The sequence below is a fragment of the Paenibacillus sp. GL_099_B genome (assembly GCF_057835695.1).
This window is the reverse complement of sequence record NZ_CM174430.1, coordinates 6,110,617-6,125,536: the sequence shown is the minus strand read 5'-3', so window position 1 is coordinate 6,125,536 and position 14,920 is coordinate 6,110,617. Positions and strand designations below refer to the sequence as shown.

Here is a 14,920-nt window from a genome sequence, read left to right as displayed (position 1 = left end):
GGGCTTTTCAAGGCTGATGTGATGTATAAGGATACAAGTAAAGGTGGATGAGTGTATGGAGCCATTAAATCGGGATGTATGGGAAGGGTTGTCTGCTCAGGAAAAGGAGAAGCTGCTGCGTGATTTGGTCAATCATTTTCCGACAGGTATGAAGTATGAAGGATTGGAGTCATTTGAACGATTCGGTCAGCGAATCGAGACAGGTGTATTTTCGTATGATGAGCAGAGATTTGTGTTTGTGCCTGGTAATCGGGTGACACTCGGCTGGGATCGCTGTCAGGATGGAATGAATGAGCAGACTTCCACTGATTTGCTGGAGATGGTCAGTGAGTATGGTGTGGATGACGTGGATTCTTTTTTAAGTAGCCAGATGTCTCCAGTTAGGGAAGTGCACATTGCTCCCATGTTGGTGGAGTGCAGCAACCATTCACTTGGCTGGAGTGAATTGACGGAAGCTGAAGCGATGGCGCAAGAGAGTTCCTATTTTGCCGAAGAGTTGGAGAAATTCAAGCTGTCCGATCTTAATCAGTATGAACTGCATCAAGAGTTTCGTTTGGTTCGTCAAGGTGAGGTAGTACAGATATTTTGGTTCAATGAAGATTTGACGCTGGATTATTTAATCGATGAAGAAGCAAAAGCGGGTTTTGGTTTGCTTACTGAAGATGAGTGGGAGTATCTGTACGGAGGGGGCTGTCGCACGTTATTTCCATGGGGAGACAGCTTCGACTACACGATGAAATTGAAGCATTTTGGAAGCCTCGAAGAGGTGGAGGGAATTGTGGATGAATCGGCAGAGTCGGACCCTTTTCTAGTAGTTGAGAATGACCGTCCGTATGACTTGGAGCTGCCCAACTTTTTTGGTGTCCAGTTTGCTGGAGACCCCTATAACTATGAGCTTACGCTTGATGCGTCTGGGAACATGATGCCCAAAGGTGGCGACGGTGGCGCGATGATTTGTGGTGGCATGGGTCCGTTGGTCGGTTTCCTGCCCGCTGCGGCCGTATACTATCGTGATAGTAATGCAGGGGAATTGGATTGGGAGGATATGATCGATTATATGAACTATCGGAGAGTGATTCGTTTAGCGGGTTTGTCGGTGTGATCATATTGCAGACAAGAGGCAACAGCAATTTTAAACGAACCATCCTCGATCAGCTGAGGATATCTATAGTCGTTAGTGATATTAAGACAAAACACACATCAAATCTGCTTTCATAGGAAGAGCAGAATGATGTGTGTTTTATATGTCGTTTTATTTTATTTCATTTTTTGCACAGATACAGCCATTTGCTCCAGCTGTGTATGAGTCAATGCGTTATTTGCCGAACTGAGAGTCACATAGCGATCATCTAGTTTGAATGTCAGCATGTCGGTTTGATCCGGTGTGTACCACTTGGCGGTAATGCCATTTGGCAATTTAACATTTTTACCGTCATAGCTGAAGGAATAGTCTTTAGGTGACACAGTGACATTCATGTGATTGAAAACAAAGTTTACACCATCCCCGCCAGCAGCTACGTTTTTGAATGAATCCCCGGCAATCATGTGTTGTGGTGCGTACGCAGTCTCGAATCCTTGGAATTTCGCAAAGGCTTTGCGGATGGCAGCCGACTGGTCTTGTGTATATTTCACATCAGCGAAGCCCGTAACGCCCTGATCATTGCCTTGTACCTTTTGCACAGATACAGCAACTTGCTGCAACTGAGCCTGAGACAGCTTATGGTCAGGCGAGCTTATTGTGACATAACGATCATCCAGTTTGAACGTGAGCATACCCGTTTGATCTGGTGTATACCATTTGGCTGTGACGCCATTGGACAATTTTACGTCTTTGCCATTGTAACCGTCCGAATAATCTCTTGGAGACACATCCACTTTCATATGAGTGAAAGTAAAGTCTACTCCGTCGCCGCCAGCGCCTACACTTTTGAACGTGTCACCCGCAATCATTTGTTGAGGAGCGTATGCTGTCTCGAAGCCATCAAACTGTGCAAACGCCTTTTGAATGGCTTCTTTTTGCGCTACGCTATAGGTTACATTGCTCAAAGTGGAAGGATTGCTTGTAGCTTCTCCGATGATAACCTGTCCTTTTTTACCGTCATACGATACAGGTACATGCAGCGCATCAGCAATGGCACGTACAGGCAGATAAGTTGAATTGTTGTAAGTGATTGGAGCCAGTTTCTTGCCATTGCCATCCGTTGGTGAGTATGCCGCGCCATCTACATTGAAGCTGATCCCATGGTTGAGATATGCCGAGATTTTCTCCAGTTGAGTACCTGCGAATACGCCTGTTGCTCCTGTTAATGTCATGCCCAGTACCATCATCGTTGCTGCGGATTTCTTCAAGTTTTTCTTCATGTGTAAAACTCTCCTTTAATTTATATAAGTTGATTTGGGGGATTTACACCTTACCACTCCGAGTGCAGTACCAACTTCCGATCGCTCTTATCCCCAGATTTTCTTGAATCCTTTTATAAGGGGGAAATCCGGGGATAAAGGCGAACGCTACGCTTCTTCAGATTGGTTCTGCCCTCTCCGTTATGGTGTAAAAGTCAGATTCAACTTATATATTTTGTTTTTTATAATGGCTTGCTGTCCTTATGGCTTTATATTACCCGCTGAACATATCCAGAATAATTCTGAATTATCTCCAACTTGTAAACATGTGTAAGGATCTTGGCATTTGGAATTTGTTATTTACAGAGGAGAGCATTCACATTATAGATGTTGGAGAAGCAAGGAGAGGGGATATTCATCTCGATGTGGCAGCCGCGCTGACTTCCTCCATTCCCACATCTGTTACAGAGAGAGAAGTGGGAGAGATTGTAGCTGATTTTGAGCAGGGGTATACACAGGAAGGTAAGTCTTTCAGCAGGAAAGTTCTTTATGAACAAATGCATTTGTGGGTGATACGTGGACTCTTGGCCATCATAAGAGAGAGGGGAATGGTTCGCCAAACCATCCCATATGTACAACGAAACCTTGAACTACTGGAAAAGTTCAGACATGTACTTTGCTGAGAGTAAGGCTATTCAGTTTACTAAATACAGGATGAAACCGCCTATGCCAAGAACGATGGCACCAACGTATACATAGGTAAGTTTGCTCAGATTTTGCTTGGTCCTCCGATCATACTCGGGGTTGCTGGTCTGATTCGCTTTCGAATTCCCGATGATCATTGTAGCAATTCCACCGAACAGGGCAATGCCAACAATTAAAATATAGGGCAGCAATGTCATGCGATGACCTCCTTCATTGAAATCAATCGTTCTGTTCATTGTACTTCAAGTTTACCTTGGATGTAAGCTTTTGTTGATAAATAAAGGAAAATAAAGTCCTTCACTTACAGTATGTATGCAGTGCTGAATGGAGCGGATCACTATAATTTTAAAATTTTGAATTTGAGATAAACCTTGTTGTGGCGCGTATTTGCGGCTTTCCTGGACGGAGGCTGCAATTTTTTTTGCCCTGAGAGGTGATCCAGATTGAAGAACCCTGCGTTACACCCTATGAAGACGACGACGAGGAAACAAAGGATAAACAAAACTAACCGAGGAGTGAACACGTAATGAAAATGAAGAAATTTATCGCACCCATGCTGAGCTTGACGTTATTGATGCCAGGAATCGCCGGGGCTGCTGCAGCACCACAGACACCGATGACTACAATGAAGGCAAGTGTCAATACACCTGCTGCTGACCTAAGAGCGAGCCTGGATCACCTGTTATCCGAACACTTTGCACTCGCAGTAACCGCAATGGCGAAGGCATATGACGGAGCAAAAGATGCAGACGCAGCTTACAAAGCACTCGACCAAAATGCATTGGATATGCAGCCGGCAATCGCTTCCCTTTACGGTGATGCAGGAGCCAAAGAATTCGAACGTATCTTCCGCGCTCATAACAAATATACAGACGATCTTGTGAAAGCAACTAAAATGGGTAACCAGTCTGGAATCAAAAAGGCACAGGATAATATCAACGGTTTTGTAGAAGAATTCTCTACATTCCTCAGCACCGCAACGGAAGGCAAATTGCCAAAAGCAGCAGCCAAAAATGCTCTGAGAGTACATGAAGATCTCGTGCAAAAAGTATTTGATGAATATGTAGCAGGTGATTACACAGATGCATACAAAGCTTACCGTGAAGGTTTCAAAGAAATGTTCGATGTGAGTAAAGCACTTTCCACAGCAATTACAACACAAATGCCTGAGAAATTCGAGAACAGCAAAGCGGACACACCAGCAGCTGATCTGAGATCTGCATTGAATCACTTGGCTTCTGAGCACTTTGCTCTGTCGGCTCTGCAAATGCAAGAACAATATGATGGTCGCACAGCAGCATCCAATGTTCTGGTTACGGCTGAAGCTGGAAACACAGCAGATTTCAAAGCAGCGATCGCTTCCATTTACGGTAATGATGGTGCCAATGCGTTCGAGAAAATTTGGGTAACCAACCACGTGAATGCACAAAGTGACTATGTAACAGCGGTTAAAAACAGTGATGCAACAGCTCGTGCAGCTGTCGAGAAACGTATTGACGGATTCACAACGAAGTTCGCGACATTCCTGGATTCCGCTACAGCGGGTAACCTGCCAAAAGCTGCCGGACTACAAGCATTGACGACACATGAGAAGCAAGTACAACAAGTATTGGATCAATACGCTGCGGCTAACTACGAAGGTTCGTACACGACCAATCGTGAAGGATTCAAAGTCATGTTTGGTGTAGGTCAAGCCCTGGGTAATGCAATCGTGACGCAATTCAATGATAAATTCCAAGAGCAACCCACTACACCAACAATGCCTGAAACAGATACAACAACCGTATGGATGCAGCTGAACAGCAAAACGCTGAAAATCAATGACAAAACAACCAACATGGACACCACACCAATGCTTTGGAAAAACACAACCTACATTCCACTGCGCTTCCTGAGCGAAGGAATTGGTGCAACCGTGAAATGGGATAAAAAAGCACAACAAGTAACTGTAATGGCTGGCAATGATACACTGAAGTTCTGGGTGAACAACAACGTTATGGAAGTGAACGGCATGAAGAAAAATGTGGGTGCAACGGTCTTTGTTAACAAAGATGGACGTACACAAGTGCCACTGCGTTTCATCGCTGAGCTTCTTGGCTGGGATGTAAAATGGGCGCAAAAAGATGGCTCCATCACGCTAACTAAATCCATGTAATCACTATTTATAAAAGAAGAACGAAAAAAGCTGCCCCCCATACGGCAGCTTTTTTTATTGTCGTTTCAGCAACCTTGACCTCATCCTACTCGGTGAATCTGCAATCCATTCTGCATAACATGGACGCAAAAAGGCCGCATCAAAATATTCAAATATTTGGTATAATCAAGGGAGTCAGCAACCTCGCCGCAACTTGTTATTTATCACGGTACGGTGGTGGACTGTACATAATCGTAATCGCTAGCCCGTTGGAGTCATGTATGTTGTATTATTATTCGGTATGATCAAACAAGAAAAGGGGGTTCAAGCGGATGGACACAGCTTCAAAGCCTGAGCGACGGGCAAAAAATATTGATACCCGTCTGTTTATTGCCTGGGCCATATCAGTCATTGCGACTGGAGGCAGCCTTTATTTTAGTGAGATTAAGGGATACATCCCCTGTGATCTGTGCTGGTTCCAACGGATCTTCATGTATCCGTTAACGATTTTACTGGGCATTGCCTACTTCAAGGATGACGTGGGCATCACCAAATATGTTCTTCCGCTTAGTTTCATTGGAGGCGGAATCTCGTTATACCATGTAACGATTCAGCGTATTTACTCGGCTACGGGCAGTTCAGTGGCATGCGGACAAATTCCGTGTTATACCGATTACTTGAACTGGTTTGGTTTTATCACGATTCCGTTACTTGCACTGATCGCATTTATCATCATTATTGTTATGCTCTGGGGAATTGGCAAAACAGCAAAATCTTCTTCATAAGAAAGGACAGATGATTGATGAGCGGAAAAGTCCGTTGGTTCATGCCCTTCATCATTCTGATCCTCCTGATCGTGGGGTGTTCGGAACAGAAGCAGACCCAGTCAGGTGAGATGCCGGAGATGATCAAGGTGAAGCTCATGGTACCGGACAAGGTGTCCATTAAGGAAAATGTTGCCCTGCAAATCCAGCTTACACAAGGGGGGCAGCCTGTGAATGATGCGGACCATGTGCAGTTTCAGATCTGGAATGAACAGGACGAACCCGAGGCACCATCTCTGGAACAAGGCATGATGAGTGCAGAAGAGCTTGAAGCCAAGGGAGCCATCACCGCGAAATCAGCAGGTGAAGGTTTGTACGAAGCAAGCTACGCGTTTGAGCAAACCGGAGTCTATATCGTTCAGGTCCATGTCACTGCTGGTGCAATGCATACCATGCCCCGAACGAAGGTAACTGTGGAAGAATAAATCGATGAATACAGCCCGATAATGTTGACGTACAAGCCACTTTCGGCCGCGTCGTTTATCGGGTTTTTGCACGTGTAATTAGCGATTGTAAATTTCTCGTTTTTATACCTTGACCTTGAAGTATACTTCAATGTTTATCCTTGATGTACTACAACATGTTGGAGGTAAGATCGATGAGAATTTTGGAATGGATTTTGGTCATTGTGACGGTTATTAGCGCAGTAGTCATGTTGACGGCTCCCAAACGTCGGGCAGTGAGAGTTGGTACGTTGTCGGCACTGGCATTGGCTATCCTGCTGCATGGGGTAATTGATCATTTTCGTGTGCAGTTGCTGCCCACCTATATCGTGGCCCTTGTTTTACTGATTGTATTGGCGATTCAACTGTGGAAGTCCGGACGCCATATGCAGAACATACAGAAACCAAAACGTCGTTCGGGGTTCAAAACCATCTTGGCATCTATTCTGGTGCTGGCTCTCAGTGCAGGTTCAATTGTGCTGACGTCTCTTTTCCCTGCATTCACGATGCCTGAACCGACAGGTTCATTCGCCATAGGCACCTATTCGCAGCAGTTAACGGATGAATCTCGGGAAGAAACCAAGACGGCTGAAGTGGGTGATAAGCGAGAACTTATGATCAATGTCTGGTATCCTGTAGACCAGGAAACAGCCAAAGGATTGCCGCTAGAGCATTATCCTGCCGAGTTGGGAGAGGCGATTAGTCTCGTATTTGGAATTCCACCGATGGTGTTCAGTTACCTTGATACGATTCCCACGCATGTTGTTAAAGGCGCTGAGGTGTCTGCCGCACAGAGCAAGTATCCAGTATTGCTGTTCTCACCTGGAATACGCTCAGCACGCTTTCAAAGTATGACCGCAATTGAGGAACTGGTAAGCCACGGCTATATTGTTGTTGGGATCGACCATCCATATACATCTGCTCAAGTAACATTCCCGGATGGACATGTTGCTTCTTATGAGCCGGATCCTGACTATCCAACGTCAGAGGAACTATATCAACATAATATAGAAGGTGTTGGCATTCGTGCAGCTGACGCAAGTTTTGTACTGGATACGCTCACCCAGTGGAATAAACATGATCCGAATCAACTGCTCGAAGGCAAGCTTGATCTGGATCATGTGGGTATCTTTGGTCACTCCTATGGTGGTGCGACAACAGCGGAAGCGCTAGCGCAGGATAGCCGTTTCAAAGCAGGGCTCAGTTTGGAAGGCGGATTCTGGGGAACCGTATCCACGACAGCCTTGAAACAGCCGTTTATGTATATCATGTCGGGTGGAACAGCCAAAAGTTTGGACCCGAACGCCAGTGCCAAGGATAAAGTGTTTTATCCCGAGTTTGAACCGGATTTGGATCGGGTGATGACAAGCAGTCTCAATGACACGTATTACTTGACCGTGGATCATTTCTTCCATCAGAGTTTCACGGATATTCCGTTAATTTCACCTATCATGTTTGCCAAAGGCATAACACCAGAGCATAATGTGGACATTACAAGATCATATACATTGGCATTCTTTGACCGTTACTTGAAGGGAGAAGAGCAGCAGCCTTTGCTGGAAGGGCCGTCAGACCGTTTTCCCGAGGCCACTTATGATACCAAGTATACCAAGGTGCGGAACAATCAGGCGGAATAACGCGGAGATGGATGGAGGAGTAGCATGAAAACCATGACAAGAGGAGAGTTGGCCAAACGTACGGGTGTGAGCATGGCAACGCTCCGGTATTACGAGGACAGTGGAATTCTGCCTGCTCCCCGTCGTTCGTCCAACGGATATCGTGTGTATACCGAGGATTATCTGGTTAAGGTCAAATTCATTAAGGATGCTCAATCGCTGGGTTATTCCTTAAAGGAAATACAGGATACGTTGCAACTGCTCAGTCAGGAGGACATGGAGAGTGAAGCACTAAAAACACTTGTACGTGACCGAATTGAAGAGATTCAGTTGCATATCGATAACCTGCAGCAGATGCAGACGCTTCTTGCCGGGTTGCTCCTGACGCCAGAGCATGATATTCACAATTACATTGAATCTTTTCGGATCAACAAGGAAGATGGCAATTCATAAGGTAATCTTGTAACCAATAGACACCTTCGAAGATCATCCCTGACGCGTTTGGCGTGAGAGATATCTTTGAAGGTGTCTTTTATGTTTCCGGCTCTTCATAACGATTCAAGCAATTCAAAACAGGCCTGCTTCGCGCAGGAAATGGTGCACAATTTCCGTCTGATACTTGATCCGGTCTGATCGGTTCAGACTCCAGCAGGTCTCCACCGTAACCGAGCGGGCTTGAAGCAGGCGAGCTGCGGCTGTTCGTGCTGAACCGGGCAACTCGTGTTGCTTTAGATTGAAGTGCCTGTCACGAATGGGAATCGACTGATTCATTCGCCCTATAATTCGTTTGCATACCGGAACAGCCATGCTGCCTGGATTGGTAATCAGGGTTTGTCCCAGTACCCGTGAGCTGCGTTGGGATAATCCATTGGCTTCATGCAGGTCCAGCCACCAGGCAGGTCCATATTGACGGGCAAGCCGAAAGACAGCGGAAGCAAGAGGATGTTTGGCTTTGCCAGAAATATGCCGCGGGAAGGTGCGATTTAAATCAGGTTTTCCTCGGCTTTTGTTTCGATAAGCCTTTTGATTCACTCGTGGAACAATAATGAGGAGTCCGCGAACCACGTGTCGCCGCCCTGCCATGCAGTCATTAGCCAGCTTCTGCGCAGCGGCTATGCTCGCGGTTTCATTTCCGTGAACTCCCGATGTAATCATGATAACGGGTCCGGGCTTCGTGCCTCGAACGAGGTAATAGGGAGTGGCGTGTGCACTGGATGCAGCAAGTGTGTGTTTGGTAACAAGCATGACACTTCACCTCCGCTATTACAGTACGTCATGTCCTTCCCGCATGTAACGGCATTTGAACAGGCCCTCATCCAGTTCTGAATAAAATAGGCCTGTCAATACACTCGATGAATAATATCCTCGAAATCCGGTTCTTTCATCTCGACATCCTCAATCTCGCCCCATTGTTCGAGCTGCTTCAGAATGTCCATTGTGCTCCATTCTTTTCGGTTTACTTCGACAGTGACGATCTGGCTCTCTGCCCCTGTGATCTGAATGGCGGATGATATAGCATCTGGGATATGATACGAGCCGCGATACGTAACTCGGATAAGTGTTGGCAGACCGATGGTGTCGCGCAGAGAAGGGATCGAGCCGTCATACGTAAGTTGACCGTGATTGATCACCATCACCCGACTGCATAGCTGCTCAATGTCGTCCATGTCATGAGTGGTCAGCAAAATCGTTTTGCCAAACTCTTCATTTAATGTACGAAGAAATTGACGAATGTTCCGCTTCGCGTTTACATCCAGTCCAATCGTTGGCTCATCGAGAAAAAGCAGTTCCGGGTCATGAAGCATGGAAGCTGCCAGATCGGCACGCATCCGCTGTCCAAGCGAGAGCTTGCGGACAGGTGTAGACCAGAACGATTCCAGATCCAGCAGCTCGGCGAACTGGGCCAATCGTTTCGTTTTGTCCTCCGCACGGACTCCGTACATCTCGGCCAAAATATCATACGAATCCTTCACAGGCAGATCCCACCAGAGCTGGCTGCGCTGTCCGAACACGACACCGAGACGTCCAACCGTGCGGCGTCTTTCCTGGTGTGGATTCATGCCATCGAGCAATACCTCTCCCGAGGTCGGATGAAGGATACCCGTCAGCATTTTGATCGTGGTGGATTTGCCAGCCCCATTCGGGCCGATATATCCAACAAACTCTCCTTTGCCAATATCAAAGCTAATGTCTCGAACCGCTTCCTTAGACAGATACTCACGTGAAAACAAGGTGCGAAGGCCGGAGAACCGGCCCTCACGTACCACAGGGGTTTTGAATTCCTTTTGCAGATGCCGCGCTGTAATCATAGTCATGACGATATTCTCCTCCTTAGCTACCTGTACTTTGATATTTGGTTAAACCAAATTTCCAGAAACGCAGACTTGCGGCCAGACTCAGGACGGCCACAATGACAATGGCACCAAGAACCCACGCACCTAGTTCGCCGCGAAGCAGATAGAGTGACGGAACATAGTTGACGAAACCCACCGGGATTACGGTCAGCAGAATGCCAGACATCCATTTGGGATATAGCGTCAGTGGATATTGAGCAGCCGTACGCGCCGCATCCTCGGTGATGGTCTGCAGTTCTTCAATACGTGTGGTCCAGAATCCAAGCGTTGCCGTGGCAAGCCCAATCGAAAAAAGAATAATAGCTCCGGTTAGGATGACGAGCAGAGAGAAGGGGATGACAGTCCAACCGATCTGTCCGCTATGCATCATGCCTGCCAGAGACCAACAGAGAATAAACCCGCCTTGTAACACTTCACCAGCCATGATGCGGAAGTTTTGTGGTAGTAAGGCCAGCAATACGGGCATAGGACGGGTTAACAGTTGATCAAGTTCGCCGCCGACCAGATATTTTTCCAAATGATGCACTTCGTTGCCAAACGTTCGATATAACGTCTTGGATAGGGTCATGATCGCGAAGAGGTAACCGATTTCATGAAGGGACCAGCCTTTAATGGCTCCGAATTTGTGCAGCACCAGAGCAACCATCAGAAACTCGGAGATTTGAATCAATGCGGCCAGAACGGAGGCCATGATGAAATTGAACTTGTATTGCATCCGACTGCGGATGCTTGTTCGAATGAGCATTTTATATAAAGTGAGCCAGGAAGTTGTTTTCATCCGCCCTGCACCTCCACTTTACGGCGCAATACCTGGGTGATCGCCAGACAGACGAACGTCATGAGGACGCACCAAATCAAGGTTCCCCATAACAAGGAGCCATTTTCATAACCCAGATAGATTCGGGTCGGGACATAGAGCAGGAAAGGATAGGGAGATAACCAGGCAATTCGTTCAAGCCAGTCTGGCAGCCATTCCAGCGGAATGAAGAAACCAGCAAGCAGATTCATCATGGCGTGATTGCCCCAATGCAGCCAGGAGGACTCCGTAGTCCACATCGCGGTGGCGCCAATAATGTAATTCATACAGATGGATAAATAGGATGCGCCGGCAAGACCAATTGCGGCAAATAGCAGGGTTGAAGCTTCTGAGGGCCATTGCAGAGAAAATACGATGGAGAAGAGCAAGTAAATCGGAATGCTTTTGTACACGAACTGGTAGGCAATCTGCCCCCATTCACGTGCCATCAGGTGGGTGAACAGATGAACCGGCCTCATGAGATCAAGCGCGATCTGCCCTGTCCTCACCGTGAGTGGAATACCAAGTCCATTGGTGAGAAAACCCGAGATCCAGAGAGAGGATTGCGTAAACGCAATGTAACTGACCATCCCCTGTGTCCCGTATTCTCCGAGAGAGTGGTCGGCCCCGATGCCAATCCAGAGACAGGCATACATGTAACCGAACATGGCGCTTGCCAGGTTATGTACCATGTGGGCCCCGCGGTATTGCAGGTTCCGGGAGTAGGCTTTGGAAGCCAGAGTGAAATAAAGCATGTGACACCTCCGATAAGTTGGTTGAACGGCGGTTCCGTTCACTTCAGTCAAGGCGAAAAAGAGAGAAGGACAACAGCATACCAATATATTCCTTCACAGGCAAGACATTTTTTTGGCATATACCGGAAGAAATGAGGCTGTTCAACAATGCGCCACAAGACAGTGGTTTGTCCGTTCCTTTATAATTGGGGGGCAAAGACGCAAACGTTTACAATATGAACTATTCAAATTTTAAATAATCCGCCGGGCATGTGCCTGACGATTGAGGATACAGCTTCAACAATCCGGCAAGAGAGAAGGTTGGAATGAGGAAAATTGCATGGGTCACGGACAGTACGAGCACACTCGATCCGCTATTTGCTGAGCAGAATCATGTGTACATCGTACCTCTGCGCATCGTTTTTGGAGAGGAATGTTATCGAGAGACAGAAGACATCTCGTCGGAATTATTCTATGAGAAACTTGATGGGGCTTCACGCGCAAGCAGCTCACAGCCGCCGATTGGTGAATTTATTGAACTGTATGAGTCGTTGAAAGGTAAGTACGATGAGATCATTACCATTCATTGCTCCACTGCGCTTAGCGGTACGCTGCACACATCGATGCAGGCTGCCGAAATCGCAGGTGTGACGGTTACCGCCATTGATTCCAGAGCAGGGGCTTATCCGCTGCGGGAGATGATTTTGCAAGGATTGGAATGGCAGAAGCAAGGCCAGACAGCATCCGAAATCAAACTTCACATCGAACAGATGATTAATAACATGTCCTTTTACCTCATTCCGGCCAGTCTTCAGCATCTACACCGCAGTGGGCGTGTGTCGGGGACCCAGCTTATTCTTAGCCAATTGTTGAAAATTCATCTGCTGCTTCGATTCGAAGAGGGCAAAGTGGTTGTGAATGAGAAAATTCGTACGTTCAAACGGGCCAAACAGCGCATGCTGGATGTGCTCAAGGTGGATATGGGGAAAGTGAAGCATGTATGTATCATGCATGCGAACAATCAGGAAGAAGCCGTTACAATTAAACAGCAGATTGCAGATTTGCTTCCCCGCTTGAAGACGGAAATTATGCCTTTTATCCCTGTGGTAGGGATTCATGCAGGTGCGGGCACGATTGGACTGTGCTGGATACGAAGCGAGACGGTATAAGGTTGTAAATGAGACCTGACAGGAGGTTCACTTTGAAACATGAAGTGGCGATCCTGCCGGGTTTTTCGTATTTCATTGCCAATTGATGCAAACTGTGAGGTAATAAAGGAAAACGTTCATCTTGGAGGGAATTTCGTGTCAAGTTATCGCTTGCTGCTTGTTGAAGATGATCGCTCAATTAGTGAAATGGTCGGTCCTTATTTGGAAAAAGAGGGTTATGACGTCTCTTATGCATATGACGGACTGGAGGCGGAACGTCAATTCAGCCAATCACCGTCAGGCTATGACTTGGTCATTCTCGATCTGATGTTGCCACACAAAAATGGGATGGAAGTGCTCCAGACCATCCGTGCCACCAGTCTTGTGCCTGTGCTCATCCTGTCTGCAAAGGACGGAGAGGTGGACAAAGCCCTTGGCCTGGGATTCGGCGCTGATGATTACTTGAGCAAACCATTCTCGTTAATCGAGCTGACCGCTCGTATCAAGGCGGCTATTCGTCGTGCCAACTATACCGCACAGCCTGCAGCTGCAGCCGCCCCGAAGGTACAGCGCATTCACATTGGCGGACTTGTGGTCGATACGGAAACGTATGAGGTAGAGCGTGATGGCATACCTGTAAAGCTTACTTCCAAGGAATTTGGCATTCTCAAAATGTTTGTCACCCACCCTGGCAAAGTATTTACCAAGGCTCAAATCTACGCTTCTGTCTGGAATGATCATTATTACGGCGACGAAAATATCATTAATGTTCATATGCGCCGTCTGCGCGAGAAGCTGGAAGTTGACCCGTCCAATCCCCGGTATATCAAAACATTGTGGGGTATCGGTTATAAGCTGGAGGTGGACCCGGCGTGACGTTGATCTTTGCCTTTTCTACCGGGATCTTGGCTCTTGTCGTCATTTTGTTGAGCGTAAGGCTGCATAAACGCAGTACCCATCTAACTTACATACATGAGAAATTGACCGCTATTATAGATAAAAGCACGTTTGAGCGTCTGCTCGTCTTTAACAGTGATCCCCAAATCAGTCAGCTCCTTAAGGACATGAATCAGTTACTGGATCATGCACATCGGGCTGAGGCGGGTTATGCCAATCAGGAGAAGGAGATGCGTAACATGCTCTCCAATATCTCACATGATCTGAAGACGCCGCTCACGGTTGTGCTTGGTTATAGTGAAACGCTGCTGCACAGCACTTCCCTAACAGATCAGGAACGCGTGATCATGACCAGCAAAATCCAGGATAAGGCGCAGGAGGTACTGCGTCTGGTTCATTCCTTTTTTGACCTAGCGAAGCTGGAGTCCGGGGATACCGAGCTTGCACTGACCAGGGTCAATGTAAGTGAATTGTGTCGCTTGAAGATGATATCTTTTTATGAAATGTTAACGAGTCTGGGTCTGCAAGTGGAGCTGTCCATTCCGGAAAGCGATATCTTCGTGAATGGCAATGAGGAAGCACTGGACCGTGTGCTGGATAATCTGATCACGAATGCCATGAAATATGGAGCCGATGGCAAGGTGCTTGGCCTTTCACTCGATTATTCAATAGGCGAACAAGTGACACTTAGCATCTGGGATCGGGGCAAGGGCATTCCTGAACAGGAGCACAGCCGTGTATTTGAACGTATGTATACGCTGGAGGATTCCCGTAATCGTCTCTATCAGGGCAGTGGTCTGGGTCTGACCATTACGAAGCGGCTGGTGGAGCGGATGGGCGGAAGTATTGAGTTGCATAGCGTACCTTTTGTGCGAACTGTATTTTTGGTTTCTTTAAAACCTTGTTAGGTGCATTTTGTAACTTCCCCG

At 47.0% G+C, this 14,920-nt stretch carries 15 protein-coding genes; 9 read left to right on the top strand and 6 right to left on the bottom strand.

Annotated features, from left to right (window positions below; translation table 11 throughout):
• The first annotated feature begins 55 nt into the window (after positions 1-55).
• Positions 56-1,102: a hypothetical protein gene (locus AC3ITG_RS27845; RefSeq protein WP_489251951.1), complete on the top strand. Its 1,047-nt coding sequence runs from the start codon at positions 56-58 to the stop codon at positions 1,100-1,102.
• 155 nt (positions 1,103-1,257) lie between these two features.
• Here the strand turns inward: AC3ITG_RS27845 and AC3ITG_RS27840 are convergent, their stop codons facing one another.
• Both AC3ITG_RS27840 and AC3ITG_RS27835 read right to left on the bottom strand, forming a co-directional pair.
• Positions 1,258-2,361, bottom strand: coding sequence for a stalk domain-containing protein (locus tag AC3ITG_RS27840; protein WP_489251950.1), 1,104 nt, complete (start codon positions 2,359-2,361; stop codon positions 1,258-1,260).
• A gap of 674 nt (positions 2,362-3,035) precedes the next feature.
• Complete coding sequence (locus AC3ITG_RS27835; RefSeq protein ID WP_076291194.1) at positions 3,036-3,242, bottom strand: hypothetical protein; 207 nt, start codon at positions 3,240-3,242, stop codon at positions 3,036-3,038.
• Positions 3,243-3,571: 329 nt separating this feature from the next.
• Between AC3ITG_RS27835 and AC3ITG_RS27830 the strand changes: the two genes are divergently transcribed.
• The 5 genes from AC3ITG_RS27830 to AC3ITG_RS27810 all read left to right on the top strand — a co-directional run bounded on the left by AC3ITG_RS27830 (position 3,572) and on the right by AC3ITG_RS27810 (position 8,515).
• Positions 3,572-5,200: a copper amine oxidase N-terminal domain-containing protein gene (locus AC3ITG_RS27830; RefSeq protein WP_489251949.1), complete on the top strand. Its 1,629-nt coding sequence runs from the start codon at positions 3,572-3,574 to the stop codon at positions 5,198-5,200.
• Between the two features lie 311 nt (positions 5,201-5,511).
• Positions 5,512-5,964 (top strand): disulfide oxidoreductase, encoded by a 453-nt coding sequence (locus AC3ITG_RS27825; protein WP_413373711.1) that lies wholly within the window; start codon positions 5,512-5,514, stop codon positions 5,962-5,964.
• A gap of 17 nt (positions 5,965-5,981) precedes the next feature.
• Positions 5,982-6,428, top strand: a complete 447-nt coding sequence (locus AC3ITG_RS27820; RefSeq protein ID WP_413373710.1) for a FixH family protein — start codon at positions 5,982-5,984, stop codon at positions 6,426-6,428.
• A 173-nt stretch (positions 6,429-6,601) separates the two neighbouring features.
• Positions 6,602-8,083, top strand: coding sequence for an alpha/beta hydrolase family protein (locus AC3ITG_RS27815; RefSeq protein WP_413373709.1), 1,482 nt, complete (start codon positions 6,602-6,604; stop codon positions 8,081-8,083).
• 24 nt (positions 8,084-8,107) lie between these two features.
• Positions 8,108-8,515, top strand: a complete 408-nt coding sequence (locus AC3ITG_RS27810; RefSeq protein WP_379447941.1) for a MerR family transcriptional regulator — start codon at positions 8,108-8,110, stop codon at positions 8,513-8,515.
• A 114-nt stretch (positions 8,516-8,629) separates the two neighbouring features.
• Here the strand turns inward: AC3ITG_RS27810 and AC3ITG_RS27805 are convergent, their stop codons facing one another.
• The 4 genes from AC3ITG_RS27805 to AC3ITG_RS27790 form a co-directional block, all read right to left on the bottom strand.
• Positions 8,630-9,307 (bottom strand): M14 family metallopeptidase, encoded by a 678-nt coding sequence (locus AC3ITG_RS27805; protein WP_489251948.1) that lies wholly within the window; start codon positions 9,305-9,307, stop codon positions 8,630-8,632.
• Positions 9,308-9,402: 95 nt separating this feature from the next.
• The gene (locus tag AC3ITG_RS27800) at positions 9,403-10,371 is read right to left on the bottom strand and encodes an ABC transporter ATP-binding protein (protein ID WP_413379838.1); all 969 of its coding nucleotides are present in this window, start codon (positions 10,369-10,371) and stop codon (positions 9,403-9,405) included.
• Between the two features lie 22 nt (positions 10,372-10,393).
• Entirely contained in the window at positions 10,394-11,194 is an 801-nt protein-coding gene (locus tag AC3ITG_RS27795; RefSeq protein ID WP_489251947.1) for an ABC transporter permease, read from the bottom strand.
• Complete coding sequence (locus AC3ITG_RS27790) at positions 11,191-11,967, bottom strand: ABC transporter permease (RefSeq protein WP_063567100.1); 777 nt, start codon at positions 11,965-11,967, stop codon at positions 11,191-11,193. The genes AC3ITG_RS27795 and AC3ITG_RS27790 overlap by 4 nt, the downstream gene beginning before the upstream one ends.
• A gap of 305 nt (positions 11,968-12,272) precedes the next feature.
• Between AC3ITG_RS27790 and AC3ITG_RS27785 the strand changes: the two genes are divergently transcribed.
• The 3 genes from AC3ITG_RS27785 (at position 12,273) to AC3ITG_RS27775 (ending at position 14,899) form a co-directional block, all read left to right on the top strand.
• A complete protein-coding gene (locus tag AC3ITG_RS27785; RefSeq protein ID WP_489251946.1) occupies positions 12,273-13,115 on the top strand; it encodes a DegV family protein in 843 nt (280 codons plus the stop codon).
• A gap of 135 nt (positions 13,116-13,250) precedes the next feature.
• A complete protein-coding gene (locus AC3ITG_RS27780; protein WP_489251945.1) occupies positions 13,251-13,970 on the top strand; it encodes a response regulator transcription factor in 720 nt (239 codons plus the stop codon).
• Positions 13,967-14,899, top strand: a complete 933-nt coding sequence (locus tag AC3ITG_RS27775; RefSeq protein ID WP_413373699.1) for a sensor histidine kinase — start codon at positions 13,967-13,969, stop codon at positions 14,897-14,899. Before AC3ITG_RS27780 ends, AC3ITG_RS27775 begins: the two co-directional genes overlap by 4 nt.
• Positions 14,900-14,920: the final 21 nt, after the last annotated feature.

What these genes read in the sequence shown, in the direction of transcription:
- AC3ITG_RS27800 (WP_413379838.1), bottom strand. Translation starts at nt 10,371, where the DNA reads ATGATTACAGCGCGGCATCTGCAAAAGGAATTCAAAACCCCTGTGGTA.
- AC3ITG_RS27830 (WP_489251949.1), top strand. Translation starts at nt 3,572, where the DNA reads ATGAAAATGAAGAAATTTATCGCACCCATGCTGAGCTTGACGTTATTG.
- AC3ITG_RS27810 (WP_379447941.1), top strand. Translation starts at nt 8,108, where the DNA reads ATGAAAACCATGACAAGAGGAGAGTTGGCCAAACGTACGGGTGTGAGC.
- AC3ITG_RS27845 (WP_489251951.1), top strand. Translation starts at nt 56, where the DNA reads ATGGAGCCATTAAATCGGGATGTATGGGAAGGGTTGTCTGCTCAGGAA.
- AC3ITG_RS27820 (WP_413373710.1), top strand. Translation starts at nt 5,982, where the DNA reads ATGAGCGGAAAAGTCCGTTGGTTCATGCCCTTCATCATTCTGATCCTC.
- AC3ITG_RS27835 (WP_076291194.1), bottom strand. Translation starts at nt 3,242, where the DNA reads ATGACATTGCTGCCCTATATTTTAATTGTTGGCATTGCCCTGTTCGGT.
- AC3ITG_RS27795 (WP_489251947.1), bottom strand. Translation starts at nt 11,194, where the DNA reads ATGAAAACAACTTCCTGGCTCACTTTATATAAAATGCTCATTCGAACA.
- AC3ITG_RS27805 (WP_489251948.1), bottom strand. Translation starts at nt 9,307, where the DNA reads ATGCTTGTTACCAAACACACACTTGCTGCATCCAGTGCACACGCCACT.
- AC3ITG_RS27790 (WP_063567100.1), bottom strand. Translation starts at nt 11,967, where the DNA reads ATGCTTTATTTCACTCTGGCTTCCAAAGCCTACTCCCGGAACCTGCAA.
- AC3ITG_RS27825 (WP_413373711.1), top strand. Translation starts at nt 5,512, where the DNA reads ATGGACACAGCTTCAAAGCCTGAGCGACGGGCAAAAAATATTGATACC.
- AC3ITG_RS27815 (WP_413373709.1), top strand. Translation starts at nt 6,602, where the DNA reads ATGAGAATTTTGGAATGGATTTTGGTCATTGTGACGGTTATTAGCGCA.
- AC3ITG_RS27840 (WP_489251950.1), bottom strand. Translation starts at nt 2,361, where the DNA reads ATGAAGAAAAACTTGAAGAAATCCGCAGCAACGATGATGGTACTGGGC.
- AC3ITG_RS27785 (WP_489251946.1), top strand. Translation starts at nt 12,273, where the DNA reads ATGAGGAAAATTGCATGGGTCACGGACAGTACGAGCACACTCGATCCG.